At 54.8% G+C, this 15,872-nt stretch carries 10 protein-coding genes; 3 read left to right on the top strand and 7 right to left on the bottom strand.

Annotated elements, in window-relative coordinates; all coding sequences use genetic code 11:
* Positions 1-12: 12 nt before the first annotated feature.
* The 3 genes from JS578_12375 to JS578_12365 all read left to right on the top strand — a co-directional run bounded on the left by JS578_12375 (position 13) and on the right by JS578_12365 (position 3,540).
* Positions 13-564: a helix-turn-helix transcriptional regulator gene (locus JS578_12375; GenBank protein ID QRX63635.1), complete on the top strand. Its 552-nt coding sequence runs from the start codon at positions 13-15 to the stop codon at positions 562-564.
* A gap of 98 nt (positions 565-662) precedes the next feature.
* Positions 663-2,588: a DUF4914 family protein gene (locus JS578_12370; GenBank protein ID QRX63634.1), complete on the top strand. Its 1,926-nt coding sequence runs from the start codon at positions 663-665 to the stop codon at positions 2,586-2,588.
* Positions 2,575-3,540, top strand: coding sequence for a threonylcarbamoyl-AMP synthase (locus tag JS578_12365; protein ID QRX63633.1), 966 nt, complete (start codon positions 2,575-2,577; stop codon positions 3,538-3,540). Before JS578_12370 ends, JS578_12365 begins: the two co-directional genes overlap by 14 nt.
* Before the next feature lie 86 nt (positions 3,541-3,626).
* Here JS578_12365 and JS578_12360 read toward each other — a convergent pair whose 3' ends face one another.
* The 7 genes from JS578_12360 to ettA all read right to left on the bottom strand — a co-directional run bounded on the left by JS578_12360 (position 3,627) and on the right by ettA (position 15,779).
* Complete coding sequence (locus JS578_12360; protein ID QRX63632.1) at positions 3,627-5,771, bottom strand: family 20 glycosylhydrolase; 2,145 nt, start codon at positions 5,769-5,771, stop codon at positions 3,627-3,629.
* A 131-nt stretch (positions 5,772-5,902) separates the two neighbouring features.
* Complete coding sequence (locus JS578_12355; protein ID QRX63631.1) at positions 5,903-7,333, bottom strand: tetratricopeptide repeat protein; 1,431 nt, start codon at positions 7,331-7,333, stop codon at positions 5,903-5,905.
* A gap of 43 nt (positions 7,334-7,376) precedes the next feature.
* Positions 7,377-9,074: a glutamine--tRNA ligase/YqeY domain fusion protein gene (locus JS578_12350; protein QRX63630.1), complete on the bottom strand. Its 1,698-nt coding sequence runs from the start codon at positions 9,072-9,074 to the stop codon at positions 7,377-7,379.
* 30 nt (positions 9,075-9,104) lie between these two features.
* Positions 9,105-10,121, bottom strand: coding sequence for a tRNA (adenosine(37)-N6)-threonylcarbamoyltransferase complex transferase subunit TsaD (gene tsaD / locus JS578_12345; protein ID QRX63629.1), 1,017 nt, complete (start codon positions 10,119-10,121; stop codon positions 9,105-9,107).
* 129 nt (positions 10,122-10,250) lie between these two features.
* Positions 10,251-12,416, bottom strand: coding sequence for an FUSC family protein (locus tag JS578_12340; protein QRX63628.1), 2,166 nt, complete (start codon positions 12,414-12,416; stop codon positions 10,251-10,253).
* A complete protein-coding gene (locus tag JS578_12335) occupies positions 12,416-14,005 on the bottom strand; it encodes a hypothetical protein (protein QRX63627.1) in 1,590 nt (529 codons plus the stop codon). Before JS578_12335 ends, JS578_12340 begins: the two co-directional genes overlap by 1 nt.
* A gap of 94 nt (positions 14,006-14,099) precedes the next feature.
* Complete coding sequence (gene ettA, locus JS578_12330) at positions 14,100-15,779, bottom strand: energy-dependent translational throttle protein EttA (protein QRX63626.1); 1,680 nt, start codon at positions 15,777-15,779, stop codon at positions 14,100-14,102.
* Positions 15,780-15,872: the final 93 nt, after the last annotated feature.

Below are 15,872 nucleotides of genomic sequence, written 5' to 3'. Positions count from 1 at the left end.
AAATTTTCAAACATGAACCGTATCGGCGAAAGAATCAAGCGAAAAAGAGAACTGCGCAACCTCAACCTGGGGGAGCTGGCGGAGAGGGTGGGCATCAGCGCCAGCGCCCTCTCACAGATTGAAAAATCGAAGTCCTTCCCTTCCGTCATCACATTGAAGAGCATTGCAGAACAGCTCCGCACCACCGTCGGCGAACTGATTGGCGAGAATGAAGCGAGCGCGGAAAACCCTGTTGTGAAGCGCAGCGAAATGAAACACAGCGAAGGGAACAGCTCCGGCACCAATGTCTACATGCTCTCGCACAACGACACCAACAAGCAGATGGACTCCTACCTGCTCCGGTTCGCCAAGGGATCGGGCATAGAGCAACTGTTCGCCGGCACCCATGGAGAGGTGTTTTGTCACCTACTCACCGGCGAGGTGAGATTCACCCTCGGCGAGAAGCAATATATCCTGAATCAGGGGGACAGCATCAGCTTCAGCGCGAAGACTCCCAGGGATGCTGTCAACAATCACGACGGAATCAGCGAGATGCTCTGGATCCAATCGCCGGCAAACTTCTGAAACATGGAGTACAAAAATTAAGCATCGCTTAATTAATAAACTATCATCACTATCTTTACAGCCAATATTTAGGTTATCAACTCCTCAAATTACAAACGATGAATCATTTATTTCAACTTCTGGAAACAAAAAACATAGCTTTGCCTGCAGACGCTGTGGAAATTCTCACGGGATGCAGGTCTTTTCAGGTTTTCAACAATACGACAGAGCTGGCCACTGCCGCCGTGGGTGGCAGTGACAGCCAGAGTTTTGAGGTAGCATACAGCCTGCCGGACCGCGGCAGTGTGACCGAAGCGGTGGTTCACAGGGTCTCGAACGGTGTCTCGGCGAACTATACCGAACCCTACATGCGCCGCAGAGATCCCGACACCATGCTGATCGGCGACAAGTTGCCAAGCGACAAGGAGCGGTTCAGCGACAAGATGGGCTACGACTTTGATCTGCTGCGAAAGGAGACCATCGCCTGGCTGCAGTCGCAGGACCTGGCTCTCTTCTTCTACTTCGCCGGACGCGACGGCATCGGCACGGGGGGGGTTGCCATCGTTCCGGCAAATGCCGGTTTCTTTGCCCTGGGACTGGCCATGCTGCAACAGATCATCCCACTTGAGGAATTGCCTGAAGGGTTTGCCATCGAATCGGCCATCTATGTGGCACCCACCTTCCGCCACACCCATTTCCAGGGAAAGCAGATTGTGGTACACAAGCGCTCCGAGGAGCTGCACGAGATCTTCTCTTACAACCTCTACCCGGGACCCAGCGCCAAGAAGGGGCTCTACGGCGCCCTGCTGACCAAGGGTGAGCGGGAAGGGTGGATCACCGCCCACTGCTCCACGGTGCAGGTTGTGAGTCCCTACGACAACATCACCACCTTCATGCACGAGGGTGCCAGCGGCGGTGGCAAGAGCGAGATGCTGCAGAACATCGTGCGGGAGGAAAATGGACAAGTGCTGATTGGCTCCAACAGTCTCACCGGCGAAAGGCGACTGATCAACTTCCCCCTCTTCTGCTCATTCAACCCGGTGACCGACGATATGGCGTTGTGTCACCCCTCCCTGCAGAAGAACAATGGCAAGCTGTCCGTCACCGATGCAGAGAACGGCTGGTTCATTCGTGTGGACGGCATCACCGACTATGGCGATGAACCGTTTCTGGAGAAGCTGACAATCAAACCCAAGGAGCCGCTGCTCTTCCTGAACATCGAATCAATTCCCGGCGGCACCGCCCTGATCTGGGATCATACGGAGGACAGTCCCGGCAAACGTTGTCCCAACCCTCGTGTAATCGTGCCCAGGGAGATAGTGCCCAACGTGGTGGGTCAACCCGTGACGGTTGACATCCGCAGCTTCGGAGTACGCACCCCGCCCTGTACAAAAGAGAACCCCACCTACGGAATCGTGGGTCTGTTCCACATCCTCCCCCCTGCCCTGGCATGGCTCTGGCGACTGGCAGCACCGCGCGGTCATGCCAACCCCAGCATCGTGGATGGTGGCGGAATGGGAAGCGAGGGTGTCGGTTCCTACTGGCCCTTCGCCACGGGAGAGATGATTACCCACGCCAACCTGCTGCTGGAGCAGATCATCCACACTCCCCGCGTGCGTTACACGCTGACCCCCAACCAGTATATCGGCGCCTGGAAGGTGGGCTTCAAACCGCAGCTGCTGATGCGTGAATACCTCACCCGCAGGGGCAATGCCAAGCTGCGTCACGACCAGTACCAGGCGGCCCGTTGTCCGCTGCTCGGTTTTGAGTTGAACTACCTCACCATTGAAGGGGCCAAGATCCCCTCCCGCTTCCTGCAGGTGCACAAGCAGACGGAGGTGGAGAACGCGGGTTACGATGCGGGTGCCGAGATCCTGTACGACTTTTTCCGCACGGAGCTGCAGAAATACCTAGTACCGGGCCTTCATCCCACCGGACGGCGGATCATCGAGACCTGCCTGCGGGGTGGCAGCGTGGAGGAGTACCTTGAGATCATCCCGATGGATTACCAATATACCTATGTAAATGGTGATGATGAAGAGTGAGGAGATTGAGAGGGCTGCCGCCATCATCCGTGAGGGTGGTTTGGTGGCGTTCCCCACAGAAACAGTCTACGGACTTGGTGCCAATGCTCTCGATCCACTTGCCGTAGCGCGCATCTTCGCGGCGAAAGAGCGTCCCTCGTTCGACCCGCTGATCGTGCACATCGCCTCAATAGACGAGTTGGAGCTGCTTACCAGTGGACCTACCGACCTGGCAAGGCGACTTGCCGGCAAGTTCTGGCCCGGCCCGCTTACGCTGGTGTTGCCCAAGAGCGAGCGGGTTCCGGATATCGTTACCTCGGGATTGGGGACGGTGGCCGTCAGGATGCCGGATCACCCGGTAGCGCTGGCCCTGATTAGCAGCGCCGGTTGTCCGGTAGCCGCCCCCAGTGCCAACAAGTTCGGCCATTTGAGTCCGGTGACCGCCGCCCATGTAAGGAAGCAGCTGCCGGAGGTGGATCAGGTACTGGATGGAGGGAAGACTACCGTGGGCATCGAATCGACAATCGTCTCGCTCGAGGGGAACCACTGCACACTGCTCCGGCCGGGCCGAATCACCCTGCAGGATATTGAAGCCGCTTTTCCCGGACAGTTTGTGCTACAGGAGGGCAAGACAGAGAAGATCGTTGCTCCCGGTTTGCTGAAAAGCCACTACTCACCCACCAAACCGCTTTATCTTTTCAATCCGCAGCAGCAGCAGGAGTTGTCGCCCTCGTCCGGGGTAATCCTGCATGGAATTCCGTTGCAACTACCGGCTTGCCAACGATTGATCTACACCTCGGGCGACCACAATTACCTGGAGGTGGCGGCCCATCTCTTTTCCGCGTTGCATGCGATGGAAGATGACCCTGAAATCAGCCGGATCTACATTGAGCCGGTTGAGGAGCATGGCGTGGGCAGAGCCATCATGGACAGAATCCGGAAGGCGGTGTACCAGTACGAAAAGGAACGGTAACCATGTGGGTGCATACCAGAGAAAGCCAGGAGCAGCTCACTTCGGCGGGTCAGTAACCTTTCACCACCATCTTGAACCATTCATCGTCACCAGACAACGATCTCATCGAGGAAGATCCAGCCGCCGGGGTTACCGTTGGAAAAGACCTTCAGCCGGATAAAGCGTGCCGTGGTGGTGCCGCTCCAATGGAACGGCTGAAAATGTGTTCCCTCAAGGTCTTGGGAAAGATTGTTCTCAAACCGTTGCAGCTCCCGGTATGTTTCACCGTCACCGGAGACAAGTAGTGTAACTTCGCGGGGAAACCAGATCCAGGCATTGCCATTTTGGAGGAAACGCAGCTGCAGTGAGTGCAGGGGAAGCTCCTCCAGCAGGTCAATCTCCAGATCAATCTCCTGCAGGTTGAACCCCTGCCAGCGTCCGTCGCCGTGTGACAACCCCCCGGGCAGTCCGTCGATCAGTGCCTTTACGCCCCCTGCGGGGTAGTAACGACTGAAGGGAGTGTGGTAGATCATCTTCTTGCCTATCGCCTTGTGGTAATCCACGCGGCCTGAGACGACATCACCGATTGCCTCTCCGTTGCGGAAGAGCTGTGCCTGCAGAAAGGCTGAGTCGCCTACCTCAATGGGTGATTCATATAGTATTGAGCCCGCATCGGGTGTCTCCCCGTTGGTTGTAAAACGAATCTCCACCGGATCGAGCTCCGAGGAGAGATCGATCAGGATTTTCTGCTGCAAGGTGTCGTTCATCAAGGTCACATGCGGTTCCCGGCTCAGTTCGTAGGGATGGTACCCCCGTTGCTTCAGTCGCGGGATCTCCCTGTTCACCCTCCTGCGAAAACCCTCCCAGTTCTTGCCGACGGGAAGGGTCCAGGCCACCTCGGCCATCGCCAACAGTCGTGGGTAGATCATGTATTCCGCATGCTCCTCACTGCCGATGTACTCAGTCCAGAGATTCGCCTGCACCCCGCTGATACGGCCGGCAGTGATCGCGGAGAGCGTGTCACTCACCGGATTATAACCATAGACCTTCTCCAGGGGGAGAAAACCGCCGATCGCCTCCGGCTGGCTCGCCGGTTCACCCTGGTAGCTGTCAAAATAGGCATATGCACCGGGGGTCATGATCACCCGGTGACCTTTCTCTGCGGCCCTGATACCGATTTCCTCGCCACGCCAGGCCATCACCACGGCACTACTGTCGACACCCCCCTCCAGGATCTCATCCCAGCCAATCAGCTTCCGTCCGTGGGCGTGCAGGTATTGTTCAACACGACGTATCAGGTAGCTCTGCAGCTCTGCCTCATCCTTCAACCCCTCCTGCTTCATTCTCGATTGACAGCTGGAGCAATGCTTCCAGTGCTCACGGGAAGCTTCGTCGCCCCCCACATGGATATACCGGGAGGGGAAGATGGTCAACACCTCATCCAGCACCCCCTCCAGGAAGCTGAAGGTAGCCTCGTTGCCGATACAAAACTCGCTGCTGCTGTAAGGGGTTCCGGTACAGGAGAGATGGGGGTATACCGCCAGCACCTCCTCGGAGTGACCCGGCATCTCAATCTCCGGGATGATGGTGATCTGCCGCTCGGCAGCATAGTGCACCAGCTCACGCGCCTCCTCCTGGGTATAATAACCACCATATGCGTCGGGGGTACCTTCGGGGAGGTATCTCCGCCCGGATGCCCACCACTCCTTCCAGGAGTCGTGGGTGCGCCAGGCAGCGATGCCGGTCAGTTCCGGATACTGTTTGATTTGTAGTCTCCAGCCGGGCCCGTCGGTGAGGTGCCAGTGAAAATGGTTCAGTTTGAGCCGTGCCATCTGGTCTATCTGTTTTTTCAGAAATTCGATGGAGTAGAAATGGCGCGAGACATCAAAATGGAAACCCCTGTAGGGGAAGCGTGGCTCATCGGTGATCTCCAGCGTTGGCAACAGGTTGGTTGTCCCGGAGAGCTGTATCACAGTCTGGAGGCCATAGAAGAGTCCTGCCTGGGAGATGGCCTCCACCTTTAGCCCACCACGGTCGATTGTCAGTGCATATCCCTCTTTTGAAGCAAACTCAGGGTGATGCGCTGTGATCACCAGTGTGACAGGTACTCCCTTATCGCTCAACGGGAAAGAAATCTGTTCAAGGTAGGAGCGTATGTTTAAGGCGTGCTCTTCCGGCAGTTCCGCTTTGAGGAGGTTAAACCCCCGGGCAACATCGAGTGAATCGCCGGTAAGGGTTACGCTGTTCGGCATCGGTATCAGCGGGAGAGAGTGCCGATCAACGGTATCAACATTCCGTTTGCAGGAAAATGTGATGAGCAAGAGACACAAAAAGGAAAATGGGGTTACAAACCTCATAACACGTAGAGTTAATAAAAAAAAAGCTAGTATTTGATGTTTTTGAAGAGCACCCGGTTTTCGCGTGCCTCATTCAGGCGGGTGAGCATCTTCTCTCGGCTGTACGACGGATACTCCTCAGCACCACTGCCGGAGAGAAGGGTGAGAAGGGAACGGAGCTCCTCATCTGAGAATTGCGCCATGATCTGATCAAATGGCTCCTTGGAGCCAATCTCGAAGCGGACGAATGCCAGTCGCGACTTGGCAGTGGGGAAATCAGGTGCGATCTCCAGCAACTCCACCAGGTAGGCAGCCGCCTGTTCAAACTTCTCCTGTGCCACGCTGATGTTGGCGAGGCGGTCGAGGATCTCCTCATTCCCCTCAGAGATGAGTGCCGCTTTCATGTAGGCTGTTTCGGCACGTTTAAAATCATCGTCGTGGAATGCCAGTTCACCCTCCAGCATGTAATAATCGAGGGTCTCTCTGTCGCTTTCGGGGATTTGCTCAAACAACTCCCTGGCCTTGTCGGTCTCCCCCCGGCTTAGATGTACGAAAGCACGTTTGGCGGGAATTCCTTGCAACCCTAAGTTAGCCGCTTTCATGTCCATCAGTTTCATCATCTCATCATACTGCCCCATCACCTCATAGGCTTCAAAGAGGGAGTCATAGAGTGACTCATCGTCGGGCGCCTTTTGCAGACACTGCTGAAAAATGGCTATCGCCTCAGGCGTGTTGTCGTTCAGGTAGAGCGACAGTGCTTTCATCTTCATCACCGGCAGGTCATCTTCAACGATGGTGAGGGCAAAGTCGAACGCATCGATCGCCTTGTCGTACTGGCCGTTCATGGAGTAGAGCTTGCCGATATTGGACCATGCGTCGTAGGAGTAGGGATCAATGTCAAGCAGGTGGTTGGTCTGCAAGATGGCATTTTCCAGTTCACCTGTCATCTCGTAGGCGTATGCCAGTTCAACGATGGCATCGACATTGGAATCATCGAACTTTAGGCTTTCTTCCAGGAAGTAAATTGCAAAGCTGTACAAATCCACATCGTTGTACAGGTATGCCAACTCGGTGATGAAGTAGTTATGCTCTTCGGCCATCAATTCCTCGCCCAGCGTATCCATTATCTGCTCATCCGCTTCGTCGAACCGTTCCAGATGCATCAGTGATTCGATGCGGAGCAGGGCATATTCTACTCCACCCTCATCTGAAATCAACCGCAGGTAGTCGAGCGCCTCTTCATAAAGCTCCGCGAAGACCAGTGCCTTGGCTCGCAGCAGCATGAGCACGGGATTTCCGGGGTGTATCGACAGTCCTTCCCGGATCAGCTGCTCTGCCTCGTCATTGTCACCCTCAGCGTTGTAATACTCCGCCAGGATGGCGAACTCATCGGCATCGAGGTAGATTTTCCTGCCGAGTGCGCGCATCTGCTCGTACCTCTCAATCAGGTCAGTGATATCGATATCGTTCTCATCCATGCTTTATCTTCTGTTTATGGCTCGTAAGAGCCGTTCAGGCGTTTCAGCCATTCTGTTTCTTCCAGGAGTCTTTGAGCGCCACGGTGCGATTGAACACCAGGTTGCCGTCAGTGGAATCCCTGTCGACATTGAAGTAGCCGATGCGCTGGAACTGGAAGCTGTCGAGTGGCTTCGCCTCTTTCAGGGATGCCTCCACCTTGCAGCCTGTTTTGACGATCAGCGATTCGGGGTTCATCAGTTCGCGGAAATCTTTCTCTTTCTCGGCCGAGGGGTCCTCCACCATAAAGAGACGGTCGTAGAGCCTCACTTCGGCATCGAGGCTATGTGGAATGGATACCCAGTGGATGGTACCCTTCACACGGCGGTTGGCTTCCGGCATTCCGCTTTTTGTTTGTGGATCATACTCGGCGTACACCTCGGTGACGTTGCCCTGCTCATCTTTGCTGCAGCCGGTACACTTCACGATGTAGGCATTCTTGAGGCGCACCTCATTACCCGGTGTGAGGCGGAAATATTTCTTCGGCGCCTCCTCCATGAAGTCGTCCCGTTCAATCCAGAGCTCGCGGGTGAACTTGACACTGCGGCTGCCCATTGAGTCATCCTCGGGGTTATTAATTGCCTCCATCTCCTCCACCTGCCCTTCCGGGTAGTTGGTGAGCACCAGCTTCACGGGATCGATCACACCGGAGACACGCATCACCTTCTTATTGAGGTCTTCACGCACGGCATGTTCCAGCAGAGAGATATCGTTCATGCCATCATACTTGGTGTAGCCAATCCTGTCGATGAAGTTGTGGATTCCCTCAGGTGTGAAACCGCGGCGGCGCATCCCGGTAAGGGTGGGCATGCGGGGATCATCCCATCCGGAGACCAGCTTTTCCTGTACCAACTGGAGCAGCTTGCGCTTGCTCATCACGGTGTAGGTGAGGTTGAGTCGGTTGAACTCGGTCTGACGGGGACGGTACTCGCTGTCGGCCAACTGGTCAATAAACCAGTCGTAGAGGGGACGGTGCACCTCGAACTCGAGCGTACAGAGTGAGTGGGTCACCCCTTCGAAGTAATCCGACTGCCCGTGGGCGAAGTCATACATCGGGTAGGCTTTCCAGGTGGTACCTGTACGGTGGTGCGGGATGTGGATCACGCGATAGATGATCGGGTCGCGGAAGTGCATGTTGGAGGCAGCCATGTCGATCTTGGCACGCAACACCATCTTCCCCTCGGGGATCTCGCCGCTGTTCATCTGCTCGAAGAGGGCAAGCGACTCCTCCACCGGGCGGTCGCGATAGGGACTGTGGGTGCCGGGCACGGTAGGTGTACCCTTCTGGCGGGCGATCTCCTCGGCCGACTGTTCGTCGACGTAGGCTTTGCCCTCACGGATCAGCTTCACGGCGAAATCCCACAGTTGCTGGAAGTAGTCGGAAGCGTAGTAAACGTTGCCCCACTTGTAGCCGAGCCACCGGATATCTTCCATGATGGAATCGACATACTCCACATCCTCTTTTACCGGGTTGGTGTCGTCGAAGCGGAGGTTGCAGACCCCTCCATATTTTTGTGCAATGCCGAAATCGATGCAGATGGCCTTGGCGTGGCCGATGTGCAGGTAACCGTTCGGCTCGGGCGGGAAACGGGTCTGTATACGACCATCGTTACGCCCTGCAGCCAGGTCTTTTTCTACCATCGCTTCGATAAAATTGAGGCTCTTCTTGTTCTCCTCAACGACATTGTTTTCTTTTTCAGTCATACTATCTGGATAATTGTTTGTTTGCTGATATCAAATGGAGACTCTCGCGTAGGGTGACACCTCCGGTCCGCAGAACTCACCGCGGAGATACTTGTAGTAACCCGTGATGGCGACCATGGCGGCATTGTCGGTGGTAAAGGCAAATTTGGGAATATGAATCTTCCAGCCGTAACGCCTGCTGTATGCTTCAAAGGCACTTCTCAGTCCCGAGTTGGCCGAGACACCACCTGCCACTGCCACCTCTTTGATGTGTAGATCTTTCGCGGCATGGTAGACCTTGTTCATCAGGATGTCGATGATGGTCTGCTGCAATGAGGCGCAAAGGTCGTTCTTGTTTTGTTCGATGAAATCGGGGTTCATCTTCAGCTCATCCCGCAGGAAATAGAGGAATGAGGTTTTCAGTCCACTGAAGCTGTAGTCGTAGCCGGCAATGTTGGGCTTGCTGAAGGTGAACCGTTTCGGATTGCCCTCCTTCGCCAGGCGATCGACCACCGGCCCCCCGGGGTAGCCTAGTCCCATCACCTTGGCGCACTTGTCGAACGCCTCACCGGCGGCATCGTCGATGGTCTGTCCAATGATCTCCATCTGGCTGTGCGACTTCACAAGGATGATCTGCGAGTTGCCACCCGAGACGAGCAGACAGAGGAATGGGAAGGAGGGCTGGTCGGCATCGTTTTCATCCTCCTTGATGAAGTGTGCCAACACGTGTGCCTGCAGGTGGTTCACCTCAATCATCGGAATATCAAGTGCGGAGGAGAACCCTTTTGCGAAAGAGGTACCCACAAGCAGTGAACCTAGCAATCCAGGTCCGCGGGTAAATGCCACAGCCGTCACCTCTTCTTTGGCAATTCCCGCCTGCTGCAAGGCGTCGTGCACCACCGGGATGATGTGCTGCTGGTGTGCACGCGATGCCAACTCGGGCACCACGCCTCCATAGCGCTCGTGCACGGCCTGTCCGGCAATCACGTTCGAGCAGATCACCCCATCGCGTATCACCGCTGCTGAGGTGTCGTCGCAGGAAGATTCTATGCCTAATATCGTTACCATCTGCAAATGTTCATAAGAAGATACAAAGATAACACAAAAAAACGTTTCGCCCTGAAACAACGAAACGCTTTTAAAACCTCAGCCGCTGAAAGGCGCGCGTGCGGTTGTCTATTCAAATCATCCAATGTTTCACTTCTCCTCTTTCACGATTGATTTTGTCTCGATCATCAGCTCACGGGAGACATGGGCGATGTTGTAGATTAACCCTGCCCTGCGGTTGGCCTTGTCCTGCTGCAGCTCCTCGATGCGTTCTTCCCAGCAGTTGGCTTCCTGAAGCAGTGCTTCCATCTCCGTTTGGTCTACATTGCCTGTCAGCAGGTCCGAGGCGTGATGCAGTACCCGGCTCACATTGTGACAGAATGATCGTTCTTGCGCTGTGAGATCTTCGGTATGCTTGTGTACCCCGAAAGCGGAGATGTAGGAGAGCAATGCATGGTTCAGGTTGGTCAGGTTGAATGCCCGTTCCTGGTACAGGCGGGTATGCTTTGGTTCCAGGCGCATACCTTTCCAGGCGGAGGTGAGCGCGTTGTCGGCATTGTAGGCGGTACGCCGGTTGTGCTGATACTCCTCTTCGCTGACAGAGCCGTCATAGATGCTTTCAAAATAGCGTTTGTTCTTCACCACCGCCGTATGCAGCAATGTTGGAAGTTGTTTGTACTGCCAGTCGGGCCAAACGAAACGAACTACCAGGTAGGCAATTGCTCCGCCAATGAGGGTGTCTATGATTCGGGGCAGCATCACCTCCACCCCTTGGCTGGTGAGTAGGTTGAAGACCGCCAGGACGAAGGTGGTAATGAAAATGGCGGCGATGGTATAGTTGTTCCTAAGCCAGTAGAAAAAAGTATAGATGGACCCAAGCAACAGCAATATATGCCCTGCCTGGGTGGGCAACAGCTGTGCCAGGGTTACCCCGAGGATGACACCCAGGAGTGTGCCCAGCACACGGTGGAAAAGACGCATGCGGGTGGCACTGTAGGTCTGTTGAAAAACGATCAGTGAGGTGAGCAGGATCCAGGCTCCTTTCTCGAAGTGGAGCAATTGCATCATCCCATAGCCCAGCAGCCACCCGAGGGTGAGCCGTACGGCAAACCGAAAGCGCGGGTGGGTGGGTGTGAAGAGCTCCCGCAGCCCTTTTCTCTCAGGTTTGCGGTTGTAGAAAGCGGAAAGATCGGTTGGGGAAACCGTCCCCGGATCCTCCCGTAGGCTCTTTTCCAGTCCGGTAAGGTTACGCATCAGCAGGGAGAGTGTCAGATAATGCGATTCATCCTTGTCATCCTCCAGCATCCGCTGCATGGCCGTGACGGTCCACCGCAACGACAGCGGATGGCGGTATGCTTCCCCACTAATTATTGATTCCGCATATTGAGCAATCGCTTTTGCCAGTTCCCGCATCAACTGTCCGAAGCCCTCAATCAGCTCGTTGTTCTTCACCTGCTCCGACAGCAGGTCATACTGCTCGTGGCTGGAGATGGCCCGCTCCTGCATCTCCTGCAGCAGGAACCACTTCCTGTAATAATCGCTCAACAGCGGTTGTGTTTCGGGGCTGCTCTCTTCAGAATAGCTGTAAAGATCATTCTTACAAACCTCAATCTGCTGTGCCAGACGGGTGTTCTTTTGTGCCAGCTGGGTGCGGATGGAACGCTGCATCGTGGGGTTGCTGGGGAAGAGACTTGCTTTCAGTTCGATATACTCCGCCAGGTAGCGGAAGCCGTAGGAGAGATGATCGTTCAACAACCGGTAGGGACGATGATAGAGCAACAGGATTGAGACCACCGAATAGCAGAGTGCCCCGGCGGTGAGAAGCAGCGGCTGGTGAAACCAACTGTCGCTGTTGCCAGCACCCAGCATGGTGTAGACAAGGATCAGCAAGGCTCCGAAAGTGACTCCTTGTAAACGGGAGTCGATGCCACCGACCAGCACCAGGACAAACGCCATGATGCCCAGCACGATGGTAAAGAGTGCAGGATAAGGGAGGGTGAACTCTGTGATGACACTGGTGAGCAGGAAGAGCAGCAGTGCGATGCCAGCCGACTTCATCCTGCCCCGTGGGTGGACGTCGGTCTCGCCCAGGGCCATGGCCACGACACCCAGGGCGAGCGTGGTGCCTACAAAGGAGTTGTGCAGAAGCAACTCTGCCGGGAGCAGCAGGAAGGCAATGGAAAGAGAAACTTTCAGCGCCCAGAGATGGGGCGGGTTCTTCCAGAACAGGTTGCTCCAGATGGAACCAACATTTCTTCTGATGTTGTTGACCCGGATACTCATGCGTGTCTGCAAATGATTAGTTTGATACTGCATTACAGGGTTACATCTACCCTCACCTTGCCAAGCAGTGCTTCAGGGTGATCACGGTAGGTAAAGCGGTGCACATACTCCACACGCAACAGTCCCAGAATATTGGTGATGCCGATGGTTCCCTCCATGTATGGGACGGAACCATAACGATGCGATATTGCGGGAAACCTGTATAGTTCCTGTGTACGTTCAGGGTCATTTTTGTCGCTCAGCCGTCCGTAGGAAGCTCTTAGCGAGAGCAACTCACGGAGTCCCAGCCTGTCGAGGAAGGGTACTCTTGCGAGCAACAGATTCTCACCCACAAAGGTGGTACGAAGGGTGACCTGTTCATCGGCCATGAACTCGAGGGCACGGTTGAGGAAGAATGCGTTGTTCTCTATGTGGTGGCGCTGTCGCTGGTTGGGATAGACCAACAATGGGAAGGGCACCCCGTTCCATATCTTCGTCACCTCTCCCACGGCATCGAGGCGACCGGCTGTTCCCAGCAGGAACCTTTTTTGTGCAGAGAACTCCGAGCGATGATAGGGTTTCTCCTCACCCATGGATTCATACTGCCCCACTGTGTGGGAGAAGAAGAAAACGGGACTGGTCATCTCGATGGGACGTCGTTTGCGTTTTTGCTGACGGTATGCTTCACGCACAGTAAAACGCAGCTGCACGCCCAACTCGGAGGTTAATAACGCATCGTCCTGAATAAACGAATTGTCAATCCGGTTTTCGAATTGTAAGCTACCCTGCGGCACCATCCTTGTCCTTCTCACCCAAGCCGTCTGGGCAAAACCATTCTTGTACTCTCTCTCGTAGTTGAGCTCCGCAAAGTTGCGGTAGGTGGCCTGATTCTCCGAACGGCGGTAGGTGATGAGCAGAAGGTTGTTCGGTGAACGGGGGTGCATCTCACCGGGTGAGTAGAGATCATTTTCGTATACCAGGCTGAGGTTGTTCTTGGGGAACTCCTCCTCGTGGTAGGCTTTTCTGTCGAACGACCAGGTGGCCTCACCACGGTACTTGAATTGCTCATCCCCAAAACCGTAGGCCAGGTATCCTTTCAGGAAGAGATGGGGACTGAGTCGGGAGTTGGAGGCAACACCTGCTCTGAGACGCACACCCTCTATGGGGTTGTAGGTGGGAAAGGTCTGGATACGTCCGAAATCGAACTTGTTGGTCTCAGGATCACCGAGCGGTATCCAGTCGTTCAGCACCATCTGCAACGCCTTGTTGAGTAAAGAACCAAAAGCGCCCTGTTCCCCCGGGTTTCCGCCCAATGGTGATACAGCACCGTTGGCTGCACCACTTGGTTGCAACGCGATGATCATGGCTGCAGGTTCATCCACATTGGAAGAGAAGTAGGCAATGGGATATCCGTCCCCTACGCCTACAATACGGTGGTGGCGGAGTGAATCGGGTACCCGGAATGAGAACTCACCCACATTGTCGGTGACCGCACCAAACTGGGTGTATTCAACAAAAACAGAGGCATAGGGTACCGGTGTGCGGTAGACCGCATCAATCACCTTTCCCTTGTAAAGGGTATGCTGACCGTAGAGTGTCGTCTGAAATAAAAGAATCAGTACAACAAATATCGATTTTCTCATTCTTTTTGGTTTACGCTTCGTACTATTCCTGACTCAACTGTTCAGTAGCACGAATGGGTTCAGATCAGAAGCCACAAAGATAATAAACAATATGTTACAGTTTCCTGTAGCGTACACGCTTCGGCTCCACGTTGCCGAGACGCATCTTCTTGTTCTCCTCATACTCACTGTAGGATCCCTCGAAGTAAAATACTTCGGAGTTCCCCTCAAACGCGAGGATATGGGTACAGATACGATCCAGGAACCAGCGGTCGTGCGAGATCACCACGGCACAACCGGCGAAGTTCTCCAGCCCCTCTTCCAGCGCACGGAGGGTGTTCACGTCAATGTCGTTGGTAGGTTCGTCAAGCAGCAGCACGTTGGCCTCAGCCTTGAGGGTGAGTGACAGGTGAAGACGGTTGCGTTCTCCACCCGAGAGCACCCCACAGAGCTTCTCCTGGTCGGCACCGGTGAAGTTAAAGCGGGAGAGGTAAGCACGTGCATTGATCTCCTTACCGCCAACGCGGATGAACTCCGCACCGTCGGAAACCACCTGGTATACTGTTTTATTGGGATCTATCGCCTCGTGTTGCTGATCCACATAGGCGGTTACCACGGTCTCACCCACCTCGAAGGTTCCTTTATCCGGTTGTTCCATCCCTTCAATCAGGCGGAAGAGCGTGGTCTTACCTGCACCATTGGGACCGATGACTCCGACGATGCCGTTGGGAGGAAGCATGAAGTTGAGGTTGTCGAACAGCAGCTTGTCGCCGAATGCCTTGGCCACATTCTGGGCCTCAATCACCTTGTTGCCGAGGCGGGGACCATTGGGGATGAAGATCTCAAGCTTCTCCTCCCGCTCTTTCTGATCCTGGTTGAGCAGCTGCTCGTAGGAGTTAAGACGTGCTTTCCCCTTGGCGTGTCGCGCCTTGGGAGCCAGGTTGATCCACTCCAGCTCACGTTGCAATGTTTTGCGGCGCTTGCTCACTTGCTTCTCCTCCTGCTCCATCCGTTTGGTCTTCTGCTCCAGCCAGGAGGTGTAGTTCCCCTTCCAGGGGATCCCCTCACCGCGGTCCAGCTCAAGGATCCAGCCCGCCACATGATCGAGGAAGTAACGGTCGTGCGTGATACAGATCACAGTACCCTTGTATTGCTGGAGGTGCTGCTCCAGCCAATCGATCGACTCGGCATCAAGGTGGTTGGTAGGTTCGTCGAGCAACAGCACATCCGGCTCCTGCAGCAGCAGGCGACAGAGTGCCACACGGCGACGTTCGCCTCCTGAGAGGTGACGAATCGGTTCCTCTTCAGCAGGACAGCGAAGGGCATCCATGGCTCGCTCCAGGCGGTTATCGATGCTCCAGGCATCGGCAGCATCCAGCTTATCCTGCAGCTCCGCCTGACGATCGAACAGCTTGTTCATCTTCTCCTCATCCTCATAATACTCCGGCAGGCCGAACTTCAGGTTGATATCCTCATACTCTGCCAGCAGGTCCATGATGGGTTGCACCCCTTCGCGCACGATTTCGATTACCGTCTTGTTGTCGTCCAGCTTCGGGTCCTGCTCCAGGTACCCAACCGAGAAGCTTTTATCGGAAACCACATCACCCTGGTACTCCTTCTCGATACCGGCGATGATCTTCAGCAGGGTCGATTTTCCGGAGCCATTCAACCCGATGATGCCAATCTTGGCACCGTAAAAGAAGGAGAGGTAGATATCCTTCAACACCTGTTTGTGGGGCGGGAAAGTCTTGCTGACCCCCACCATAGAGAAAATAATCTTTTTATCGTCTGACATTGAATCTATTTTTTGTTGTTTTCTTGCTATGACAGATTAGGGGTCCGGAAAGCAGAAGTGTCATTCACCGGCTTTAATACTTATAAATCAACT

The organism is Dysgonomonadaceae bacterium zrk40 (assembly GCA_016916535.1).
GTDB lineage: Bacteria > Bacteroidota > Bacteroidia > Bacteroidales > Dysgonomonadaceae > Proteiniphilum.
This window is presented reverse-complemented; position numbering and strand designations above follow the sequence as displayed.

Bases quoted from the DNA above. Each gene is read 5' to 3' on its own strand.
- JS578_12375 (QRX63635.1), top strand. From the start codon at position 13: ATGAACCGTATCGGCGAAAGAATCAAGCGAAAAAGAGAACTGCGCAAC.
- JS578_12370 (QRX63634.1), top strand. From the start codon at position 663: ATGAATCATTTATTTCAACTTCTGGAAACAAAAAACATAGCTTTGCCT.
- JS578_12365 (QRX63633.1), top strand. From the start codon at position 2,575: ATGATGAAGAGTGAGGAGATTGAGAGGGCTGCCGCCATCATCCGTGAG.
- JS578_12360 (QRX63632.1), bottom strand. From the start codon at position 5,771: ATGCCGAACAGCGTAACCCTTACCGGCGATTCACTCGATGTTGCCCGG.
- JS578_12355 (QRX63631.1), bottom strand. From the start codon at position 7,333: ATGGATGAGAACGATATCGATATCACTGACCTGATTGAGAGGTACGAG.
- JS578_12350 (QRX63630.1), bottom strand. From the start codon at position 9,074: ATGACTGAAAAAGAAAACAATGTCGTTGAGGAGAACAAGAAGAGCCTC.
- tsaD (QRX63629.1), bottom strand. From the start codon at position 10,121: ATGGTAACGATATTAGGCATAGAATCTTCCTGCGACGACACCTCAGCA.
- JS578_12340 (QRX63628.1), bottom strand. From the start codon at position 12,416: ATGCAGTATCAAACTAATCATTTGCAGACACGCATGAGTATCCGGGTC.
- JS578_12335 (QRX63627.1), bottom strand. From the start codon at position 14,005: ATGAGAAAATCGATATTTGTTGTACTGATTCTTTTATTTCAGACGACA.
- ettA (QRX63626.1), bottom strand. From the start codon at position 15,779: ATGTCAGACGATAAAAAGATTATTTTCTCTATGGTGGGGGTCAGCAAG.